This is a genomic window from Amycolatopsis sp. WAC 01376, assembly GCF_003947415.1.
Taxonomy (GTDB): Bacteria; Actinomycetota; Actinomycetes; order Mycobacteriales; family Pseudonocardiaceae; genus Amycolatopsis.
In genome coordinates, this window is record NZ_QHKL01000003.1 from 259,042 (window position 1) to 279,634 (window position 20,593).

Consider the following 20,593-nt stretch of genomic DNA (forward strand, 5'->3'; position numbering starts at 1 on the left):
GCGGGCGAGGGGAGGGGCTCAGCAGGCCCCGTTGTCGCGCCAGACGCCCCATTGGCCGCCCGCGCCGGGTTCTTCGCCCTGCGTCCACCACTGTGCCGTCCATTTGTGCCCGTTGTGGGAGACGGTGGCCCCGCCGGTGTAGACGGAAGCGCGGTCCCAGGCCGGGAGTGAACAGGTGCCCGGGTTGCCGGATCCCGTTTCCCAAGGCACCTGGCTCGACGCGTAGTAGCCGATGCCCTGTGCCTGCCAGCGCGGAGCCTGTGCGCCGAGGCGTACCCGGAAGGCGGTCCAGTCATGGGTCGACCACGGAGACCAGCCGAGTTCGGCGTGCGCCGGGAGTCGCGGGAAGGCGAGGTAGTCGATGTTCGCCGGGGTCACCACGGTTTCGGTCCACAGCGGGGATTCGACGCCGCGGACGGCGGATTCGGGGACACCGGCGAGATAGGCGCCCGGGTTCCAGTTGTAGGCGTCCTGGACCTCGATGTAGCCCGCCCACGAGAGCCCGATCGGCGTGCTGGAGTTGTACTTCATGTCCAGGTACGCCTTGTTCGCCGGCGACAGGATCACCTTGCTGCCGCGGGCGACGGCGTTCGAAACCTCAGTGCTGGAGGTCGTCGTGCCCCAGAACTGCGGGGTCGCCGTGGCGGGCAGGGTGGCCTTGCCGATCTCGTGCCAGCCGACGACCTGTTTGCCCGCGGCCGCCACCATCGGCAGCACCCGGTTCATGAACGTGCGGTAGTCCGCGTCGCTGGTGGCCTGGGCTTCGTCGCCGCCGAGGTGGAAGTACGGCCCGGGGGTCAGTGCGGCGATCTCCCGGATGACGTCGTTGACGAAGGTGTAGGTGATCTCCTTCGAGATGCAGAGCGAGCTGTAGCCCACGGCGGTGTCGGTGCGCAGCGGGGGAGCGGTGTTGTTGCAGTTCAGTTCGGCGTACGACGCCAGGGCGGCGTTGGTGTGCCCGGGCATGTCGATCTCCGGGATGACCGTGATGAACCGCGAAGCCGCGTAGTTCACAATCTCCGTGTACTGGGCCTTGGTGTAGTAGCCACCGGCGCCGCCGCCGACCTGAGTGCTGCCGCCATAGGTGGCCAGCCGCGGCCAGCTGTCGATCTGGATGCGCCAGCCCTGGTCGTCGGCCAGGTGCAGGTGCAGATTGTTGATCTTGTACTGCGCCAGCTGGTCGATGTACCGCTTGACCGTGGCGACCGGGTGGAAGTGCCGGGCGACGTCGAGCATCGCGCCGCGGTAGCCGAAGCGCGGGTAGTCCAGGATGTCGGCGCCCGGGATCGTCCAGGGGCCTTGCTGCACCGTGGAGCTTTCGATCTTGCCGGGCAGCAACTGCCGCAGTGTCTGTACGCCGCCGAAGAGGCCTTGTGCCGTCGTCGCGCGGAGGACGACCGAAGCGGACGTCGAGTTCAGTTGGTAGCCCTGGTCGCCGACGCGGGCGTCGGCGCCGGACAGCAGGAGCGAGATGCCGTCGGTGGGTGTGCCCGACAGCGCGTCGGAGACGGGCAGGGGGAAGCCGGTGGAGGTGCGGAAGACCCCGGCGAGGTAGTCGCCGACGGCTTTGGCCTGCGCCGAGCCGGCCTGGGTGTAGATCTTGGTGTTCGCGGTCAGGGCGTGGTCGGATCCGGTGACCGCTCGGGCCGAGACCGGGACCGGGACGATCGCCTGCAGCGGCGGGGTGGCCGCGTCGGCGACGGGGGCGGCTGCGGTGGTGACGCCGGCGAGCAGCGTCACCCCGACGACGGCGCGGCTCAGCCGCGCTCTCAAGGTCTTCACCGGGGCCTCCAGGGGGACAGGGAACGTGACCCGCGTCACGGCCGGTTCAGATCGTCGCATTTTCTGCGTTAAAGGTCTAGACCACCCTGGGCGATCCTTGGAGTGACTCGAACGTCACATACCGTGTCGTCGCGAGGGGACTATCGTCGGATCCGTGTTCGAAGATCTGCGTTTTCCCGTGATCGCGGCCCCGATGGCGGGCGGGCCGACCACTCCCGAGCTCGTCGCCGCGGTGACCGCGGCGGGCGGATTCGGTTTCCTGGCCGGGGGCTATCTGAGCGCCGATGTCCTCGCGGACCGGATCGCGAAGACGGCCGAACTCACCGGTGCGCCGTTCGGCGTGAATCTCTTCGTTCCGGGTGACTCAGCCGAGACTGATCTCAGCGGCCACGTCGAGCGCTGGCGCGCGGAGGCCGCACGCCACGGCGTCGAGCCCGGCGAGCCGAACTGGGATGACGACGCCTATGGCGCGAAGCTCGAGGTCGTCCTGGAGCGGAAGGTTCCGGTCGTTTCCTTCACGTTCGGCACGCCCTCGGCCGCAGACGTGGAACGCTTGCACGCCAACGGGAGCAAGGTGGCGGTCACCGTCACCAGCCCGGTCGAAGCCGATCAGGCGGTGGCGGTCGGCGCGGACGCGCTCGTGGTCCAGGGATTCGAAGCCGGGGCGCATCGAGGGCTCTTCGCTGACGAGCCCGGAGCTGAAGGCGGGGGAGCGCAGTACGGCGTACTCAGCCTGCTCCGCCTGGTCTCCGCGCGGACGGACCTGCCACTCGTCGCGACCGGCGGGCTCGTGCACGGTGCCGACATCGCGGCGGTGCTGGCGGCGGGTGCCGTCGCGGCGCAGCTGGGCACCGCGTTCCTGAAGGCGGATGAGGCCGGCACGCAGCCCGCGCATCGGCAGGCGCTCGCGGACGGGGGCAGGCCGACGGCGTTCACCAGGGCGTTCAGCGGACGTCCCGCCCGGTCACTGGTCAACCGCGCGGTCGCGGACTTCTCGGCCACCGCGCCGTCGGCGTATCCGCAGGTCAACAACCTGACCAAACCGATCCGCGCGGCGGCGGGCAAGGCGGGCGATCCCGAGATCATGTCCCTCTACGCGGGACAGACCTACGAACTCGCGGGCTCCGGCCCGGCGGCGTCGATCGTCGAACGCCTCCAGGCCGAAGCCCGCGAAGCCGCTACGCGTTTGAGTCGTCTCCGCTGACCTGCTTCGCGTCGCCGTTGTTCGCGTTCATCGCGGAGTGACGGCGGCTGTAGGCGAAGTAGATGATCAGGCCGAGGCCGAACCAGGCCGCGAACCGCAGCCAGGTGTGGTAGTTCAGGAACGTGATCAGCCAGATCGAGAAGACGATGCCGATGATCGGCACGACCGGCATGCCCGGGGTCTTGAACGTCCGCGGCAGGTCCGGCTGCTTGTAGCGCAGCACGATCACCGCGACACAGACGACGACGAACGCGAGCAGGATGCCGATGTTCGTCAGTTCCGCGGCCTCACCGATGGGCAGCAGCCCGGCGATGATCGCCGACGCGATGCCGAGCACCCAGGTCATCCGGCTCGGCACCTTGCGCACCGGGTGGGTCTTGCTGAACCACTTCGGCAGCAGGCCGTCGCGGCTCATCGAGTAGCCGACGCGGCTCGCGCCCATGAGGAAGGTGAACAGCACGGTGGTGATACCGATGATCGCGCCGACCGCGATGATCAGGCCGAGCCACTTCATCCCGACGCCCGCGAAGGCGCTGGAGAAGGCGGCTTCGCCGTCGATGTCCTTGTAGTTGACCATCCCGGTCAGGACCAGGCAGGCCAGCACGTAGAGCACCATCGAGATGGCGAGCGAGTAGATGATCGCCTTCGGCATGTGCTTCTGGGAGTCGGTCGATTCCTCGGCCGCGGTGGACATGGCGTCGTAGCCGAAGACAGCGAAGAAGACCGTCGCGGCTCCGGCGAACGCGCCGCTGAGGCCGAACGGGAAGAAGTTCGAGTAGTTGTCGGTGTTGATGTGGAAGACACCGACGACGATCACCAGCAGGACCAGGCCGACCTTCAGGTAGACCAGCAGCGTCTCGAACCGGGCGGCGTTCTTCATGCCCTGGTTGAGAATGAAGGCGATCAGCAGGCACAGCAGCACGGCGAACAGGTTGATCTTGTAGGAGCCCGCTGCGACGTCGGCCTTCTCGGTGCCGGGGGCGCCCAGCATCCAGACCGGGAGGTTGATGTCGAGGTAGCCCAGTAGCTCGTTGAAGTAGCCGGAGATGCCGATCGCGACCACCGCGACGATCGCGGTGTACTCCAGCAGGAGGTCCCAGCCGATGAACCAGCCGACGATCTCGCCGAGCACGGTGTACCCGTAGGTGTACGCGGATCCGGCCCGGGGGATCAGCCCGGCGAACTCGGCGTAGGAGAACGCGGCGGCGGCGCTGGCGATGCCCGCGATGAGGAAGGAGATGAGCACGGCAGGGCCGGCCTTCTCGTTCGCGACCGCGCCGGCCAGGGAGAAGATCCCCGCGCCGATGATGCCGCCGACCCCGATCGCGGTCAGCTGGCGCAGGCCCAGCGTGCGCTGGAGTCCCCCGCCGCCGTCACTGAGTTCTTGGATCTGCTCGATCGGTTTGCGTCGGAATATCCCGGATCCCGAGCCCAGGCTGCGCGGTGCGGACATCGTCGTCTCCCAACAGTTCGTGCTTTTCGGACTGGGTCACAGTCCGAGAGGCACCGTAGCGGGAGTCGGGACATCGCACCTATCCGGCGACGGTGTCCTCGCTCACTTCGGCGGCGACGCGGGCGGCGATCTTCGACGGCCTCGACGCACTGGCGGAGAAGTAGGTGAGCAGTTCCGAGATCTCGACGGGGTCGTCCAGCTGCGGGCAGTGGCCCCAGTCCTCGCGCACCATCAGCCTGCTGTGCGGGACCAGCGCGTGCAGCTGCCGTCCGGAGGCGGCGCTGACCAGTTTGTCCTTGCCGCAGACGACCACCAGGAGCGGGACGCGGATCTCTTCGAGCCGGTACGCGTCCGCCAGCTCTTCGACCAGTTGCCGCGCCTGTTCGAGCCGGGTGGTGGTGGAGCGGTAGTCCGGGAACAGCGAGGTGAACCGGCGCACCTGCTCGGCGTCCGCGGCGGTCGCGTTCGCGTACAGCAGCCGGGGGACGACCTGCTCGGCGACGGCGCGCACGAGGAAGCCGGGGATCGGCAGCGGGAGAGCCGAGTACATCCGCAGCGGCAGCGGGTAGCGGGCCACGGTGCGGATGAGCCAGCTGTCCACGAAACCGGGCGCGGCGATCGAGACCACGCCCGCGACCGGGAGCCGGTGGTTCTCCGCGGCGCGCAGGCTCATCGTGCCGCCGAGCGAGTTGCCGGCGAGCACGACCGTGCCGAGGACGGCCTGTTCCTTGATCACGGCCGCGGTGAACGCGTCCAGCTGCGGCAGCATCGAGCCCGGCCGCAGTGGCTGAGCGTCACCGAATCCGGGTAGATCGACCGCGACCGCCGGAACACCGGCGGCCGCGAGCAGCTCCAGAACCGGGCGCCAGGTGTCGGCGCTGTCGCAATAGCCGTGCAGCAGCACCAGCCGCGGCGCCGTCGGCTTGGCGTGCGCGCGTGCGGCGGCCCGCTTGCCGAGCACCCTCCGGGGAGCCCGGTCGGCAGATTCCACCGGCTGTGGCCCGACTTCGAGCACTCTGGTGCGAACGCCGGCGTAGCGCCGGAACGAGACGCGGATCGGGTCGGTGTCCGTGGTGGTCCGGCCCCCGGGGTCCGCCGGTTCGGGCCGCTGCGATGCGGTCATCTTTCCAGGCTAACCGCGAGAGGTCGGATTTTGGTCGAACTTTGGTCGTGAAAAGCTCGCTGAGTCATAACGTTCTTGACACTTGACAAGACTCCGAAATGACTGTTTGACCTGCGAGGAACGCGCGGACGTGCGCTTGCGTGCGTGCTTGATCACCGCGAGGGGGAGCGCTCACCCCTCCGATCAATGCGTGAAGACCACCTTGCCGGAAGTTTCCCCGTCGAGCATGTTCTTAAACCCGGTTTCGGCTTCCGCGAATGGCAACTCGGCGCCGATCTGCGGGCGCACCCCGGTGAGCTCCAGGTAGGCGAGGAGATCGTTCAGTTCGTCCCTGGTCCCCATTGTCGAACCCGCGATACGCAGTTGCAGAAAGAACACGCGCTGCAACTCCGCGTGAGCGTCCGGACCGCTGGTCGACCCCGAAACAACGATGATCCCGCCCGGTTTGAGCGACTTCACCGAATGCGACCAGGTCGCCTTCCCGACGGTTTCGAAGACCGCGTCGACCCGCTCCGGCAGGCGCGCGCCGGACTCAAAGGTCTGATGTGCGCCCAGGCTCTCGGCCAGCGCACGCTTCTCTTCGCTACGCCCGGTCACCCAAACCCGGAATCCGGCCGCCCGCCCGAGTTGCACGAGGGCGGTCGAGACGCCGCCGGAGGCGCCCTGGACGAGCATCGTCTGTCCCGGCCGCAGCCCGGACTTCACGAACAGCATCCGGTACGCGGTCAGCCACGCCGTGCCCATGGTCGCGGCTTCCGCGAAGGTCAGGCCCGACGGCTTCGGCACGACGTTGCGGGCCGGAACCACGACCTGCTCGGCGAAGGTGCCCTGGTGCTTCTCGGTGAGGAGGGTGCGTTTCGGGTCGAGGGTGTCGTCGCCCTGCCAGCCGGGTGCGTTGATCACCGAGTGGATGACGACCTCGGTGCCGTCGTCGAGGGTGCCCGCGCCGTCGCAGCCCAGGATCATCGGGAACTGCTCGGGTTTGATGCCGACGCCGCGCAGCGTCCACAGGTCGTGCATGTTGAGGCTGGCGGCCTTGACGTTGACCCGCACCCAGCCTTCGGGTGCCTCGGGTTCGGGTCGCTCGCCGATCACGAGCGAGTCCAGCGGCTTTTCGGCGTTGGGTTCGGAAGCGTAAACGGCGAACATGCCAGCAACCTACATGGCCTGACGGGCGGTGGCAGTGGGTGCGAGCGTAGGCTCACATTCGTGTTCAACGGGCTTGCAGACTGGTGGGACGGCGTCGAGTTGTGGCTCGCGCAGGCCCCGTTTCCCGTGCAGTTCGTGCTGGTCATGGCGGTCGTCGTGCCGCTGTGCCTGGTCGCCGCCTGGGTGCTCGATTCGGTCTTCGGCAAGGTCGCCCGGCTCTTCGGTACGGCCCGCGATGCGAACGACTCCGACCGGCCCTCCTAAGCTGGCACACCATGTTCAACCGTAGGCGGATCACCGCCGCCCTGATCGGCCTGATCGTGCTGGTGCTCGCAGGCTGGTTCGTCAAGGACGGCATCAGCGGTGACGACACGAAGAGCGCCCCGGCGAGTTCGTCCGCTTCGGCCGCGCCGCCGGGAGACGCCGCGAGCCAGGCGAAGGGCAAGGTCGCGGGTGCGGACTCCGGTCTTCCGGTCAAACCGCTCACCGGACTTCCCCCGCAGGCGTCCGACACTTGGAAGCTCATCCAGGCGGGCGGGCCGTACCCGTATCCTCGCAACGACGACGTGACCTTCCAGAACCGGGAAAAGGTCCTGCCTGCCAAGGGTTCCGGCTACTACCGGGAGTACACGGTCAAGACGCCGGGCAGCCCGGATCGCGGAGCGCGGCGAATGGTGACCGGCTCCGGCAAGGAGCTGTACTACACCGAGGACCACTACAAGTCCTTCGTCGTAGTGGACCCCAGCCGATGAGCGCGGCGAAGGAAGCGGCGGACAAGGCGTTCGCCCGTGGTGCGCGTCCGCATCTGATCGACGGCGGCAAGACGGTCGACAAGGCTTCGACACTCGACGCGATCGCGGAGGCGTTGTCCTTCCCCGACTACTTCGGGAAGAACCTCGACGCGCTCTACGACTGCCTCACCGACCTGTCCTGGCTCGCGCCGGGTGAGCACGTGCTGATCTGGACCGGTTCCTCGCTGCTCAAGGAGCGCGATCCGAAGGCGTACTTGGCCGTCCGCAGCGTGCTTTCCGACGCGCAGCGGGCACTGGGGCCGTCCGGTGAGCGGACGGACTCCCGGCGCCTCACCGTCGTCCTGCCCGACTGAGGCTCAGCTTTCGGGCACCCAGTTCGGCTTGCGCTTCTGCGCGAAGGCCGTGATGCCTTCCTGGCCCTCTTCGCTCGCGAAGAAGCCGGCGGACAGCTTGTTCATGGCCTCGAAGCCTTCGGACGGTGTCGCCGGGCGCGGCTTGCTGAGCAGTTCCTTCGTCGCCGCGAGCGCCTTCGGCCCGCCGAGGGCGAGCGCCTTGACGTAGCGAGCGACCTCGCCGTCGAGTTCGTCGGCGGAGACGGCCGAGTTCAGCAGGCCGATCTCGACGGCGCGCTTCGCGTCGAAGGTGTCACCGGTCAGGAACAGTTCGTGGGCGGCGCGGGCATTGAGCCGCGGCAGCACGGTGAGCGAGATGACGGCGGGCACGACGCCGATCCGCACCTCGGAGAAGGCGAAGGTCGCTTCGGTGACGGCCACGGCGATGTCGGTCGCGGCCACCATGCCGATCCCGCCCGCCCGCGCGGGGCCCGCCAGCTTCGCCACGACAGGTTTGGGGCTGGTCCACAGCTGCTCGAGGATCTTCGGGAACTCGTTGACGCCCTGGGCGCCCGCACCGGCGCCGCGGGCCTCCTTGAGATCCATCCCCGCGCAGAACACCGGGCCGGTGTGGGTGAGCACGATGACCCGCACGGCGTCATCCGCCCGTGCCTTGTCCAGCGATTCGCTCAGTTCACGCCGCAGCTGGGCGGAGAGCGCGTTGCGGTTGTGCGGGGAGTCCAAGGTGATCGTGGCGGTGCCGCCCACCACGTCGTAGTGCACCAGTTCGTCAGCCATGCCTCACCTTCGCATGGGCGAAGTCGGGCCGGGCAGTGGCCTGCGCCACCATCCTCCGACGGTGGCGCAGGCACGGGTCAGCCGATCGTCGTGGTGGTGAAGGTCGGGCTCGGGTTCGGGAAGCACGACGTCGGGGCGGAGACGTCGAAACCGGCGCTGACCACGGCGGTGAACGTCAGGCCCGGGTCGGCGTAGCTGGAACCGCCCAGCTTCGTCTCGATGGTGCCGGACGATCCGGCGGTCAGGTGCGCCGTCACGGTCGGCAGTTCGAACGTCGAACCGCCCGCGATCGGGCCGGGGAAGCTCAGCGTCGCGACGCTGCCGGACACGGTGATCTTCGGCGGGGTCGAGCCGATGCCGGAGCCGCCGGCGAGGTCGGCGCTCACCCAGGTCGAGTTCGCCGGGATCGGGATCTTCAGGGAGAAGTCCTTGATCTGCTTGACCTGGTACCCGCTGACCTCGGCCGGGACGGTGTTCGGCGCCGGGTCGATGACGATGTCGAGCGCGGCGCCGGGAGCGACCGTGGCAGGCGCGGTGACGTCGGCGTCCTGGTTCAGCTTGAGGTACTTGTTGCCGACGAGCGGCGGCTTCGCCTCGCAGTCGAAGACGACGGTGGTCGCCGCCGAAGCCGGCGCGGCGAGACCGACGAGCGGGACGAGCACGGCCGACGCGCAGACGAGGGCACGGATGGCAGCCTTCATGTTCCACCTACCTGGGGGTTCGATGGGGAGAGAGGGAGCTGCGCAGCGATTAGAGAGTTACCGGCAAGTTAAGTAACTCGTCAAGAAATCTCCGTTCCCATACGCGAGGCGTGACGGAACTGGGAACGGAACCCACCGAAAATCGGTATCAAGCGCCCGAACGGGACGCGATTGCTCTACTCAGGCGGCGAGCCGCGCCGCGGCGGCGTCGTAGCGGTCCAGGACGAGCCCGGCGATCCGCGGATCCGGCCCCAGCGGTCCGGCGACGACCACCGACGGGTCGGCTTCACGGGCCAGCCGCGCGATCCGGTCCGGCAACAGCCCCGGCGCGAGGAACCAGCCCGCGACCGCGAGCCGCTGTGCGCCGTTGAGCCGCAACCGCGCGATGGCGGCGGGCACGTCCGGCTGCGCGGCGCTCGCGAACGCGGGCGTCGCGAGCAGCCCGCGGCGCAGCTGCCAGCGGGTGGTGATCCCGGCGACCGCGTCGTTCGCCGCGACGTTCGACGAACCGACACCCGCCAGCAGGACACCCAGCCCCGGATCGTCCGGATCGGCGCCGGCCTCGGCCTGCCGGTCCAGCGCGACCGTCTCGATCAGCGGGTCGATGCCCAGCACCCCGGAAACCCGCACGTCGAGGCCAGGGCAGTCCGCGGTCGCCTCGGCGACGAGCGCGGGCAGATCGACCCGGGCGTGGTACGCGACGCCGAGAAGCAGGGGCACCACGACGGCCTCGCGATGCCCCTCGGCGTACAACCCGCGCAGGGCATCGGTGAGCAGCGGCTCCGAGAGATCCAAAAAGGACTCACGGATGTCGAGACCCGGCGCCAGCCCGCGGGAGACGTCGAGCAGGGCGCGGATGGTGGCGGCGGACCGCGGATCGCGGCTGCCGTGGGCGACGGCGACCAGTGGCGGCGTGAGGCTTGGGGTCATGCGAACCTTTCGCCGACGAGTCCGGCCGCCAGTGTATCGCCGTCCTTCGGGTCGATGACCAGGAAAGCGCCCGTGCGCGGGCTGACGCCGTAGTCGTCCACGCCGATCTCCTCGGCCAGCCGCAGCGTGACCCGGCCGATGTCGTTGAGCTCCAACGTGCCCGGATCGTCCACACTGGACAGGGTCTGCTCGTCGAAGCGGGCGTGGAGTTCGCCGACGAGTGCCTGCACCGTCCGCGCCCCGTGCTTCACGAGCACTCGCGCGCCCGGTTTCAGCGCCTTGGTCGAGAGCCAGCACAGGGTCGCGGTGATCTCGTCGGTCACCGTCGGCTGACGGTCGGCGGCGGAGATCAGGTCACCCCGTGAGATGTCGAGATCGTCCGCGAGCAGCAGGGTCACCGAGGTGCCCGCCCCGGCTTCGGCGAGCGGTCCGTCGGCGGTGTCGATGCCTTCGACGCGGCTGCGGATGCCTTGCGGCAGCACGACGATCTCGTCGCCCGGCCGGACGGTGCCCGCCGCGATCTGCCCCGCGTACCCGCGGTAGTCGGGGTGGTCGGCCGTGCGCGGCCGGATCACGTACTGCACCGGGAAGCGGAACGCCGAATCGTGCGGATCCGGCGCCACCGGCACGGTTTCCAGATGCTCCAGCAGGGTCGGGCCGGAGTACCACGGGGTCTTGTCCGACTTCTCCGCCACGTTGTCGCCCACCAGCGCCGAAACCGGCACCGCGAGCACGGAACCCCGTTCGTAGCCGAGGGAGGCGGCGTGCTCGGCGAACTCCTCGGCGATCACGGTGAACGTCGCTTCGTCGTAGCCGACGAGGTCGATCTTGTTCACCGCCAGCACCAGGTTCGGGACGCCCAGCAGGGCGAGCACCGCGGCGTGACGGCGAGTCTGCTCGATGACGCCCTTGCGCGCGTCGACCAGCAGCACGGCCAGTTGCGCGGTGGACGCCCCGGTCACCGTGTTCCGGGTGTACTGCACGTGGCCCGGCGTGTCCGCGAGCACGAAACTGCGCTTCGGAGTGGCGAAGTACCGGTACGCCACGTCGATCGTGATGCCCTGCTCGCGTTCCGAGCGAAGGCCGTCCACGAGCAACGAGAGGTCCGGAGTGGACAGTCCTTTGTCGACACTGGCGCGGGTGACCGCGTCCAGCTGGTCGGCGAGCACGGATTTGGTGTCGTACAGGAGCCGCCCGACCAGGGTCGACTTCCCGTCGTCCACGCTGCCCGCGGTCGCGAGCCTGAGGAGGCTGGACATCAGAAGTACCCTTCCCGCTTGCGGTCTTCCATCGCCGCCTCCGACATCCGGTCGTCGGCGCGGGTGGCGCCGCGTTCGGTGAGCCGGGAGGCCGAGACCTCGGCGATGACCTCGTCCACCGTGGCGGCGGTCGATTCGATGGCGCCCGTGCACGAACCGTCGCCGACGGTCCGGTAGCGCACGGTCAGTTCCTTGACGACCTCGTCCGGCCGCGGCCCGCCCCACGGGCCTTCGGCCAGCCACATGCCGTCGCGTTGGTAGACCTCGCGCCGGTGCGCGTAGTAGATCGACGGCAGTTCGACCTTCTCCCGCGCGATGTAGTTCCAGACGTCCGCCTCGGTCCAGTTGGACAGCGGGAAGACGCGGACCTGCTCGCCGGGGCGGTGCCGCCCGTTGTAGAGGTTCCACAGTTCCGGGCGCTGCCGCCGGGGGTCCCACTGGCCGAAGGAGTTGCGGAGACTGAAGATCCGCTCCTTGGCGCGGGCGCGTTCCTCGTCGCGGCGTCCGCCGCCGAAGACGGCGTCGAACTTGTTCTCGGCGATCGTGTCGAGCAGTGGCGTGGTCTGCAACGGGTTGCGCATCCCGTCGGCGCGCTCTTCGAGCCTGCCGTCGTCGATCCAGTCCTGGACCTTCGCCACGACCAGCCGGAGCCCGTGCTGCTCGACGACCCGGTCGCGGAAGTCGATGACCTCGTCGAAGTTGTGCCCGGTGTCCACGTGCAGCAACGGGAACGGCACCGGCGCGGGCCAGAACGCCTTGATCGCCAAATGCAGCAGCAGTGTCGAGTCCTTGCCGCCGGAGAACAGGATCACCGGCCGGTCGAACTCACCCGCCACCTCGCGGAAGATGTGGATGGCCTCGGATTCCAACGCCGCCAAGTTGTCCTGTGCCGCGGCCGCGACCGGTTCGAGCGTGGTCATGTCGTCCCTTCTCACCCGTGCAAGCCGCACTCGGTCTTGCCCTGCCCGGCCCACCGGCCGCTGCGCGGGTCCTGGCCCGGAGCGACCTTCGCGGTGCACGGCGCGCAGCCGATCGACAGATAACCGATGGACACCAACGGGTTCTCGAGGATCCCGTGCTCGTCGATGTAGTCCCTGAACTCGTCGTCGGACCAGGGCGCGATCGGGTTGATCTTCACCAGTCCGTTGCGGTCGTCCCAGGTGACGATCGGGGTGTTCGCGCGGGTCGGCGCGTCCACGCGGCGGACGCCGGTCACCCACGCCGAGTACTTCGCGAGCGTGTTCCGCAGCGGCACCACCTTGCGGAGCTGGCAGCACTGGTTCGGGTCGCGCTCGTGCAGCTTCGGGCCGTACTCGGCGTCCTGTTCGGCGACGCTCTGCGCGGCCTCGGCGTTGACGATCCGCACCCCGGGGTACACCGCCTGCACCGCGTCACGGGTGCCGATGGTCTCCGGGAAGTGGTAGCCGGTCTGCAGGAACAGGACGTCGACGTCGGGTTTGACCTGGGTGGCCAGATCGATCAGGACGGCGTCCTGCATGTTCGACGCGACGATGAAGTCGTCGCCGAAGGTCTCCGCGGTCCAGCGCAGGGCCTCGGTCGCGGTCGCCTCCGCGAGCTCCTTCGAAGCCCGTTCGGCGAGCGTCTTGTAGTCGGCAGTGGCGGTCATCCTGGTGACACCTCCGGAAAGGACAGTCCGAGGAACTTCACGGTGAAGACCCGGCGGCAGCCGGAGCACAGCCAGGAGCCGCCCTCTTCGGGCCGCAGGTCTTCATCGCCACAGAAAGGGCAGTAGTACGGGGTCGCGCGTTCGGTCATTGCAAGACGCCCTCGTCGGCCCGCAGGACCCATTGGGCGAACCGCTCGCCGGGTTCGCGGCCGGCGATGTACGCCCGCACGACGCGTTCGACGTACGCGGTCAGCTCCGACGCGGTCACCTTGTGCCCGCGCAGTTTCCGGCCGAATCCGGCGTCGAGGCCGAGCCCACCGCCGAGGTGCACCTGGAAGCCTTCGACCTGTTTGCCGTCCTCGTCGGTGACGATCTGGCCCTTGAGCCCGATGTCGGCGGTCTGGACCCGGGCGCAGGAGTTGGGGCAGCCGTTGAGGTGCACGGTCACCGGGTTCTCGATCTCGGCCTGGATGTCGGCGAGGCGCTTCTCGAGTTCGGTGACCAGTTCGATCGCGCGGGCCTTCGTCTCGACGATCGCGAGCTTGCAGAACTCCAGGCCGGTGCACGCCATGATCCCGCGCCGCCACGGCGAAGGCTCGGTCTGGAGGCCGAGATCGGCCAGTTCGGTCTTCAGCCCGTTCACCTCGGCCTCGGGAACGTCGAGGACCACGAGCTTCTGGTGCGGGGTCAGGCGGACGCGGTTCGACCCGGCCCGCTCGGCGGCCTTGGCGACCGCCAGCAGGGTGGCCCCGGAGACGCGGCCGGCGATCGGTGCGGCGCCCAGGTAGAACTTTCCGTCGATCTGCGGGTGCACGCCGACGTGGTCGATCTGGGCGGCGGGCACCTCGGGTGCCGGGCCGTCGGTCAGCTTGCGCTTGAGGTACTCGTCTTCCAGCACCTGGCGGAACTTCGCGACACCCCAGTCCTTCACCAGGAACTTGATCCTGGCGCGGGCGCGCAGCCGCCGGTAGCCGTAGTCGCGGAAGACGCTGATCACGCCTTCCCAGACGTCGGGGACCTCGTCGAGGGAGACCCAGGCGCCCAGCCGCTGCCCGATCATCGGGTTGGTGGACAGGCCGCCACCGACCCAGACGTCGAAGCCGGGGCCGTGTTCAGGGTGGTTCACGCCGACGAAGGCGACGTCGTTGATCTCGTGCGCGACGTCCTGCTGCCCGGAGACCGCGGTCTTGAACTTGCGCGGCAGGTTCGAGTAGCGCGGGTCGCCGATGTAGCGGCGTTTGATCTCGTCGATCGCGGGCGTGCCGTCGATGATCTCGTCGGCGGCGATGCCGGCGACGGGGGAGCCGAGGATGACGCGCGGGCTGTCGCCGCAGGCCTCCATCGTGGTCATCCCGGCCTTCTCCAGCTTCGCCCAGATCGTCGGGACGTCCTCGATCTGGATCCAGTGGTACTGGATGTTCTGCCGGTCGGTGATGTCGGCGGTGTCGCGGGCGTGGGTCTGCGAGATCTCGGCGAGCACGGCCAGCTGATCGGTGGTCAGCGCGCCGCCGTCGAGCCGGACCCGCAACATGAAGTAGCGGTCGTCGAGCTCTTCGGGCTCCAGCGTCGCCGTGCGGCCGCCGTCGATCCCCGGCTTGCGCTGGGTGTAGAGACCGAACCAGCGGAACCGGCCGCGGAGGTCACCCGGGTCGATGGAATCGAAGCCACCGCGGGCGTAGATGTTCTCGATCCGGGCACGGACGTTGAGCGGGTTGTCGTCCTTCTTGGACCGCTCGTTGGGGTTCAGTGGCTCGCGGTAGCCCAAAGCCCACTGTCCCTCGCCCCGTTTCTGTTTCACCCGGGGCGTGCGGGCAGGCGTTTCGCGCGTGGGCGACGACATGGGAGTCCTCCGGCAGATCGTGGTGGTGGCGGGGAGTCAGCGGTTCGTCGCACAGAGCGCGCTCGCCACACGACGGAGATCCACGTGGCGGCGTGCCACGAGGGTGATTCCGGCGCGGGTCATTGAATCAGCGTGCCACGCGCCCACTATGTGGTCCAGGCCGGTCCGAATGCTGGGAACACTGTCCGAACTTGGCTGTATTCGCAGGTCAGAGGCCTGCTTTGGAGGTCAAGTCCGGGTTCGCGACCGGGCATTGTGACGCAGAACGCGCACGGTTCAAGAAGGCAGGACGCGGTCCACGATGACCCGGATGACGTCCTCGTCGGTGACGTCCGCGAGCACCTCCGGCAGGGTCAGCCGTTCGACGGTGAGCCCCGTCAGCGCGAGGTACATCAGCAGGACCTCGGCGCGCCCGCCCGGCATTCCTGCCGCGACGTGCCAGTCGACGCTCATGTCGATGCCCTCGCGGATGGTCTTGGTCAGTTCGGCCGAAAGATCCGGGCGCCGGGTGGCTTCGAGCCTGAGTTCGAGCAGTGCGAGATAAGGCTCGCGGTGGGCGGTCAGCCGCCCCATGAGCTCGCCGAGCAGTACGCCGACCCGGTCGTGGGACGGCGTTTCGGCCTGCGGGTTCGCCATCACGTCGGCCGGCGCCGACAGCCGTTCGTGCACGCGGACGCCGACCTCGCCGAGCAGCTGGTCCCGGTTGCGGAAGTAGTTGGACGTCGTTCCCGGCGGGACATCCGCTTCGACGTCCACGGCGCGATAGGTGAGGCCGCGCGCGCCTTCGCGGGCGAGGACGGTGATCGCGGCGTCGGTGAGCGCGGTCCGGCGCTCCGGGTTCTGTCGCATCGGAACATTCTCCTTGCCTCAGTCAAACCACTATGCCTATAGTACTACGCATCAAGTGGTAAACAACTGGGAGGAAACACCAGATGCAACTCAGCGGTTTCGGTGCCTGTGTGCTCGTCGACGACATCGCCGAGACCACCGCCTGGTGGAAGCGGCACCTGCAGTTGACGGTGACGGTCGAGCTCGACTGGTTCTCCAGCCTCAACGTCGGAGTGCCCGGCTATGAAATGAGCTTCGCGAAGCGTGGTCACAAGGCCACGCCGGAGCCGTGGCGGGCGCAGGAAGCGGCCGGTTCCATGGTCGGCTTCATGGTCGCCGACGCGGCGGCCGAATACGAGCGGCTGCGCGAGGAGGGGGTCAAGATCGTCACCGAACTCGTGGACGAGGAATTCGGCCAGCGGCACTTCTACATCGAGGACCTGAACGGCTTCCTGATCGACATCATCGAAGTGATCCCGCCGTCGCCGGAGTGGCTGGCCGCTAACGGGTTGGCCTAGTACCGCTTCGGGTGAGTGAGGCCGCGCCGGGTCGCCGACGCCGCTAGCTTCGATCTTCGATCCACAGAGGACGGAGGAGTTGCGCATGCGCCGATGGGTGGTCGCCGCGATGGTGCTGGCGTCCCTGCTGATCCCGGGTACGGCCGCCGGGGCTCAGCAGGGGTGCAGGCTGGTTTCGCCAGAGGAGGGTGCGGTGCTGCACAAGGGCAGCTCGTACCGGTTCGAAGCGGTCGGCTGTTCGCGGGACGTCCGGGGACACCTGTCCCAGATGGTGCTCGTCGAGGTGGCCATGAGCCGCGACGCCGCCTCGGACGAACACGGTGACTGGTCGGTGGACCACGTGGTCAACGACTACTCGTTGAGCATGGAGACCCTGGTCTGGGTGCGGTTCGAGGACGGCACCCGCTCCACCTCCGTCAAGGTGCGCATCGCTGACCGGTAGCTCGTCCGTGAAGGCCTCCTTCCCCGGGGAAGGAGGCCTTCACGGCGTGGGGGACACTGGGGTGTGCCCGCGTTGCTGCCCGAAACCACCACGCCCGTCGAGTCCGCGCTCCCCGAGAGCGCGCTGGAAGGGCTCGGCACCCGGCCGTTCGGCGTCTACGTGCACGTCCCTTTCTGCGCGACCCGCTGCGGATACTGCGACTTCAACACCTACACCGCCGGAGAGCTGGACAGCGGTTCGTCGCCGCAGTCCTGGCTCGAAGGCCTCAAGCGCGAGTTCGACCTGGCCGCGCGCGTGCTGGGGAAGCCGCCCGCGGTCGACACCGTCTTCGTCGGCGGCGGCACCCCGTCCCTCCTCGGCGCCGAAGGGCTCCGAAGCGTTCTCGACGCCGTTCGTGACACCTTCGGGCTCGCGCCGGACGCCGAGGTGACGACGGAGTCCAATCCGGAGTCCACCTCGCCCGAGTTCTTCGCGGGCATCCGCGACGCCGGGTACAACCGGATCTCGCTCGGGATGCAGTCGGCCGCTCAGCACGTGCTGAAGATCCTCGATCGCGTGCACACCCCGGGCCGCCCGGTCATGGCCGCCGAAGAGGCGCGTGCCGCCGGATTCGAACACGTCAACCTCGACGTCATCTACGGCACGCCGGGGGAGCGGATCGAAGACCTCCAGGCTTCGCTGGACGCGGTGCTGGCGGCCGGCGTCGACCACGTCTCGGCGTACGCGCTGATCGTCGAAGAGGGCACCGCGCTCGCCCGCCGCATCCGCCGCGGTGAACTGCCCGCGCCGGACGACGACGTGCTCGCCGCCGACTACGAGATGATCGACCGCGTCCTCGCTTCGGCGGGGTTGCGCTGGTACGAGGTGTCCAACTGGGCGACCTCGGAAGAAGCCCGCTGCCGGCACAACATCGGTTACTGGCGCGGCGGCGACTGGTGGGGCGCCGGACCCGGCGCGCACAGTCACGTCGGCGGAGTCCGGTGGTGGAACGTGAAGCACCCGGCCCGCTACGCCGCGTCCCTCGCGGCCGGGGACTCACCGGCCGCGGGCCGTGAACTGCTGACCGACGAAGACCGGCATCTGGAACGCGTGATGCTGGAACTCCGGCTCTCCGAAGGGCTTCCGCTCGACGCCCTCGACGACGACGGCCGGGCCGAAGCCCGGGTCGCCGCCGCAGAAGGGCTGCTCGATCAGTCCGCTTTGGACGGTCAGGGACGTGCGGTGCTGACCGACCGCGGGCGGTTGCTGGCGGACGGTCTGGTGCGGCGGCTCACCTGAGCGGCGGGCTCGTGAGCGCCTCGCCGGAAGCCACGAGTCACGGACACGCCACCTGGAAAGTGACCGTGCGTCAGGTCGAAGTGAGCCCCAGTGCCCGGTCCACCCACCGGCCCACCGGTAGCGCCACCACGATCGCCGCCAGCACCAGGTGCACCAGCATGAACCCGACCGCGACCGGAACGCTCGGCGGTCCGCCGAGGAACACGATCATATGCGACGCCCACTTCAGCTCGGTCGGTTTCGTCCCGGCGGCCCAGACGTCGTTGAGCGCCCAGAACGTCAGGTCGTTCGCGCCCGAGATCACCACCAGGATCGCCGCGATGCCGGTTTTGAGCACGTTCGCCGTCCGGCCGCCGCCCAGCCGGTACGCCATCAGCCCGAACAGGACGATGAACGTCACGATGAACAGTTCGAACTGGTACACCGGCTGGAAGGCGTTCTCGTCGGTGGCGGCGTTCCTGGCGAACGCCTGGATCCGCATGATCAGTTCGGTGTCCAAATAGGACATGTAGACGAACACCGCGAGCACGATCAGCGCCGGGCCCCACTTGGTGCGCGGGAAGAGCGCCACCGTGAAGACCGCGAAGACGAACGGGCACAGCTTGAACGCCCAGTCCACGACGTTGTCGAGCGTCTGGTCCGGCGGCAGGATCACCATGATCAGCAGCGTGGTCACCACGGCCGGGACGGCGGCCACCAGCCACAACCATTTGCGCCGCCGGTAAAGCGCGGGCACCCATCCGTCCGTGTCAGGCAGCGTGGCGGTCACAGGTCGTCCTTCTCTGCCCAGAACGGCCCGAGGGCGAGCGCGTCGACGTCGGTCTTCAGGTAACAGGCCACCGCGTCGGCCGGGCTGGCGACGATCGGTTCGTTGTTGTCGTTGAACGAGGTGTTGACCACCATCGGCACTCCGGTGAGCTTCTCGAACTCGCTGATCATCCGGTAGTACAACGGATTGTCCGTTTCGCTCACCGTCTGCACGCGGGCGGTCCCGTCGACGTGGGTGATGGCCGGGACCTCGTCGCGTTTGTCCGGCAGGACGTCGAACACCAGCAGCATCACCGGCGACGGGTAATCGCTGACGAACCAGTCGCCCGCGCGTTCCGCCAGGCACGACGGGGCGAACGGCCGGAACGCCTCGCGGTGCTTGACCTTCTCGTTCATCCGCGTCTTCGAGTCGGGGTCGCGCGGGTCGGCCACCAGCGAACGGTTGCCGAGCGCGCGCGGCCCGCATTCCATCCGGCCCTGCACCCAGCCGATGATCTTGCCCTCGGAGATCTTCTTCGCCGTGTGGGCGGCGATGTCGTCGACCTTGGTGTACCGGACACCGGCGTCCTGCAGCGCCAGTTCCATCTCCGCCTCGGTGTGGTCCGGGCCGGTGTAGGTGTAGCCGTCGCGGGGGCGCGGCTTGCCGTACTTGCCGACCGACACCTCCAGCGCCGAACCGAGCGCGCAGCCGTCGTCGGCGGCCGCGGGCTGGGCGAAGAAGTCCTCGAACGGGGTTTCCAGCAGGATCCGGCCGTTCATCACGCTGTTCAGCGCGACACCACCCGCGACGCACAGCCGCCGCGACCCGGTTTCCCGTTGCAGCCAGCGTGCGAGATGCAGCCCCGCTTCCTCCAGGGTGACCTGCAACGCGTAGGCGACGTCGCAGTAGTGCTGCGGCACCGGGTTCTCCGCGGTGACCCGGGTCTTGGGCCGCGCCGGGCCGAACAGGTCGGTGAACTTCTTCGACATCACGTGCTTGCCGGTGCGGTGGTGGCCGAAGAAGCTCAGGTCGAGCTCGTATCCGCCATCGTCGTCGAGGTGGATCAGCTGCTTGAACGCGTCGACGTAGGTGTCGTTGCCGAGCGGCGCCAGCCCCATGATCTTGCCTTCGTCACGGGTGGGGTAGAAGCCGAGGTACCCGGTGACGCCGGCGTACATCGCGCCGAGTGAATGCGGGAACTTGATCCGCCGGATGTCGATGATCCGGTTTCCCTTGCCGTGCCCCAGATAGGTCGCGGTCCCGTCGCTGCCGATACCGTCGAAGGTGAGCACCGCCGACTCTTCCCACGGCGAGATGAAGTAGCCGCTGGCGGCGTGTGCCTTGTGATGGTCGACCAGATGCGTCTTGAACTTCGTCGGGCCGGTCCAGCCCACGGCCTCCTTCACGTCACGTTCGAGCGTGTAGGACCGCTTGAGGTGCGCGAGCACCGCGCCGCCGACGTGGTAGTCGTCGACGCCTTTGCCGCCACCGGTCTTGAACGTCTCCACCATGCCCGCGGAGGAGCCGCCCTCGTCGCCGTTCTGGTTGCGGAAGACCTCCAGCGTCGCCGGGAAGTACTTCGCGAACACCTTCGCCGCGTGGATGCCTTCGCGCCAGCGCTGCCAGTAGTAGGCGACGTGGTCGACGTCGGCGAGGGTGATCCCGCCGCGCTCCAGGCAGAACTTGATCGCCTCGGCGGGGAAGTCCCCGTCGTGCTTCTTCCGGGTGAAGCGTTCTTCTTCGGCGAAAGCGATGATCTCGCCGTCGCGCACGAGCGCGGCCGCCGAGTCGTGGACCCTGCTGATTCCCAGTACGTACATGTTCCTTCT

Annotated in this window: 23 protein-coding genes; 7 read left to right on the forward strand and 16 right to left on the reverse strand. The window is 68.5% G+C overall.

Annotation, left to right across the window (positions count from 1 at the left end; genetic code table 11):
* Positions 1-18: 18 nt before the first annotated feature.
* A complete protein-coding gene (locus tag DMH03_RS17925) occupies positions 19-1,782 on the reverse strand; it encodes a family 20 glycosylhydrolase (protein WP_199748914.1) in 1,764 nt (587 codons plus the stop codon).
* A 154-nt stretch (positions 1,783-1,936) separates the two neighbouring features.
* Between DMH03_RS17925 and DMH03_RS17930 the strand changes: the two genes are divergently transcribed.
* On the forward strand, positions 1,937-2,986 hold the full coding sequence (locus DMH03_RS17930) for a nitronate monooxygenase family protein (RefSeq protein ID WP_125793175.1): 1,050 nt from the start codon (positions 1,937-1,939) through the stop codon (positions 2,984-2,986).
* Here DMH03_RS17930 and DMH03_RS17935 read toward each other — a convergent pair.
* The 3 genes from DMH03_RS17935 to DMH03_RS17945 form a co-directional block, all read right to left on the reverse strand.
* Positions 2,961-4,439 carry an amino acid permease gene (locus DMH03_RS17935; protein ID WP_125793176.1) on the reverse strand — a complete coding sequence of 493 codons (1,479 nt, stop codon included), beginning with the start codon at positions 4,437-4,439 and terminating at the stop codon, positions 2,961-2,963. The two genes, DMH03_RS17930 and DMH03_RS17935, sit on opposite strands and share 26 nt — an antisense overlap.
* A gap of 79 nt (positions 4,440-4,518) precedes the next feature.
* Positions 4,519-5,562 (reverse strand): alpha/beta hydrolase, encoded by a 1,044-nt coding sequence (locus tag DMH03_RS17940; protein WP_125785905.1) that lies wholly within the window; start codon positions 5,560-5,562, stop codon positions 4,519-4,521.
* A 183-nt stretch (positions 5,563-5,745) separates the two neighbouring features.
* Entirely contained in the window at positions 5,746-6,711 is a 966-nt protein-coding gene (locus DMH03_RS17945) for a zinc-binding dehydrogenase (protein ID WP_125793177.1), read from the reverse strand.
* A 60-nt stretch (positions 6,712-6,771) separates the two neighbouring features.
* Here DMH03_RS17945 and DMH03_RS17950 point away from each other — a divergent pair, with 60 nt between their 5' ends.
* The 3 genes from DMH03_RS17950 to DMH03_RS17960 are packed head-to-tail and all read left to right on the forward strand — an operon-like array spanning position 6,772 to position 7,816.
* Entirely contained in the window at positions 6,772-6,975 is a 204-nt protein-coding gene (locus DMH03_RS17950; protein ID WP_125793178.1) for a CDP-alcohol phosphatidyltransferase family protein, read from the forward strand.
* An 11-nt stretch (positions 6,976-6,986) separates the two neighbouring features.
* Positions 6,987-7,463, forward strand: a complete 477-nt coding sequence (locus DMH03_RS17955) for a ribonuclease domain-containing protein (protein ID WP_125793179.1) — start codon at positions 6,987-6,989, stop codon at positions 7,461-7,463.
* The gene (locus tag DMH03_RS17960) at positions 7,460-7,816 is read left to right on the forward strand and encodes a barstar family protein (RefSeq protein WP_125793180.1); all 357 of its coding nucleotides are present in this window, start codon (positions 7,460-7,462) and stop codon (positions 7,814-7,816) included. The genes DMH03_RS17955 and DMH03_RS17960 overlap by 4 nt, the downstream gene beginning before the upstream one ends.
* A 3-nt stretch (positions 7,817-7,819) precedes the next feature.
* Here the strand turns inward: DMH03_RS17960 and DMH03_RS17965 are convergent, their stop codons facing one another.
* The 10 genes from DMH03_RS17965 to DMH03_RS18005 all read right to left on the reverse strand — a co-directional run bounded on the left by DMH03_RS17965 (position 7,820) and on the right by DMH03_RS18005 (position 15,799).
* A complete protein-coding gene (locus DMH03_RS17965) occupies positions 7,820-8,593 on the reverse strand; it encodes an enoyl-CoA hydratase family protein (RefSeq protein WP_125793181.1) in 774 nt (257 codons plus the stop codon).
* Positions 8,594-8,670: 77 nt separating this feature from the next.
* On the reverse strand, positions 8,671-9,294 hold the full coding sequence (locus DMH03_RS17970; protein ID WP_125793182.1) for a cyclase: 624 nt from the start codon (positions 9,292-9,294) through the stop codon (positions 8,671-8,673).
* 180 nt (positions 9,295-9,474) lie between these two features.
* The gene (locus DMH03_RS17975) at positions 9,475-10,224 is read right to left on the reverse strand and encodes a sirohydrochlorin chelatase (protein WP_125793183.1); all 750 of its coding nucleotides are present in this window, start codon (positions 10,222-10,224) and stop codon (positions 9,475-9,477) included.
* Positions 10,221-11,483: a sulfate adenylyltransferase subunit 1 gene (locus DMH03_RS17980; protein ID WP_125793184.1), complete on the reverse strand. Its 1,263-nt coding sequence runs from the start codon at positions 11,481-11,483 to the stop codon at positions 10,221-10,223. Before DMH03_RS17980 ends, DMH03_RS17975 begins: the two co-directional genes overlap by 4 nt.
* On the reverse strand, positions 11,483-12,403 hold the full coding sequence (gene cysD / locus DMH03_RS17985; protein WP_125793185.1) for a sulfate adenylyltransferase subunit CysD: 921 nt from the start codon (positions 12,401-12,403) through the stop codon (positions 11,483-11,485). Before cysD ends, DMH03_RS17980 begins: the two co-directional genes overlap by 1 nt.
* An 11-nt stretch (positions 12,404-12,414) precedes the next feature.
* Complete coding sequence (locus DMH03_RS17990; protein WP_125793186.1) at positions 12,415-13,110, reverse strand: phosphoadenylyl-sulfate reductase; 696 nt, start codon at positions 13,108-13,110, stop codon at positions 12,415-12,417.
* Positions 13,107-13,259, reverse strand: a complete 153-nt coding sequence (locus DMH03_RS17995) for a hypothetical protein (RefSeq protein WP_005158649.1) — start codon at positions 13,257-13,259, stop codon at positions 13,107-13,109. The genes DMH03_RS17990 and DMH03_RS17995 overlap by 4 nt, the downstream gene beginning before the upstream one ends.
* On the reverse strand, positions 13,256-14,950 hold the full coding sequence (locus DMH03_RS18000; RefSeq protein ID WP_125793187.1) for a nitrite/sulfite reductase: 1,695 nt from the start codon (positions 14,948-14,950) through the stop codon (positions 13,256-13,258). The genes DMH03_RS17995 and DMH03_RS18000 overlap by 4 nt, the downstream gene beginning before the upstream one ends.
* Positions 14,951-14,986: 36 nt before the next feature.
* Entirely contained in the window at positions 14,987-15,073 is an 87-nt protein-coding gene (locus DMH03_RS43045) for a putative leader peptide (RefSeq protein WP_360907593.1), read from the reverse strand.
* A 153-nt stretch (positions 15,074-15,226) separates the two neighbouring features.
* Positions 15,227-15,799 (reverse strand): TetR/AcrR family transcriptional regulator, encoded by a 573-nt coding sequence (locus DMH03_RS18005; protein ID WP_125793188.1) that lies wholly within the window; start codon positions 15,797-15,799, stop codon positions 15,227-15,229.
* An 83-nt stretch (positions 15,800-15,882) separates the two neighbouring features.
* On the opposite strand from DMH03_RS18005, the gene DMH03_RS18010 reads away from it, so the two are divergent.
* From DMH03_RS18010 to hemW, 3 genes are all read left to right on the forward strand, one after another.
* The gene (locus DMH03_RS18010) at positions 15,883-16,296 is read left to right on the forward strand and encodes a VOC family protein (RefSeq protein WP_125793189.1); all 414 of its coding nucleotides are present in this window, start codon (positions 15,883-15,885) and stop codon (positions 16,294-16,296) included.
* Positions 16,297-16,381: 85 nt separating this feature from the next.
* Positions 16,382-16,738, forward strand: coding sequence for a hypothetical protein (locus DMH03_RS18015; protein ID WP_125785891.1), 357 nt, complete (start codon positions 16,382-16,384; stop codon positions 16,736-16,738).
* A 63-nt stretch (positions 16,739-16,801) separates the two neighbouring features.
* Complete coding sequence (gene hemW / locus DMH03_RS18020; protein WP_125793190.1) at positions 16,802-18,016, forward strand: radical SAM family heme chaperone HemW; 1,215 nt, start codon at positions 16,802-16,804, stop codon at positions 18,014-18,016.
* Between the two features lie 70 nt (positions 18,017-18,086).
* Here the strand turns inward: hemW and DMH03_RS18025 are convergent, their stop codons facing one another.
* Together DMH03_RS18025 and DMH03_RS18030 are read right to left on the reverse strand one after the other, a co-directional pair.
* Positions 18,087-18,785, reverse strand: coding sequence for a hypothetical protein (locus tag DMH03_RS18025; RefSeq protein WP_125793191.1), 699 nt, complete (start codon positions 18,783-18,785; stop codon positions 18,087-18,089).
* A complete protein-coding gene (locus tag DMH03_RS18030; protein ID WP_125793192.1) occupies positions 18,782-20,584 on the reverse strand; it encodes a carbamoyltransferase C-terminal domain-containing protein in 1,803 nt (600 codons plus the stop codon). Before DMH03_RS18030 ends, DMH03_RS18025 begins: the two co-directional genes overlap by 4 nt.
* Between the last annotated feature and the right edge of the window lie 9 nt (positions 20,585-20,593).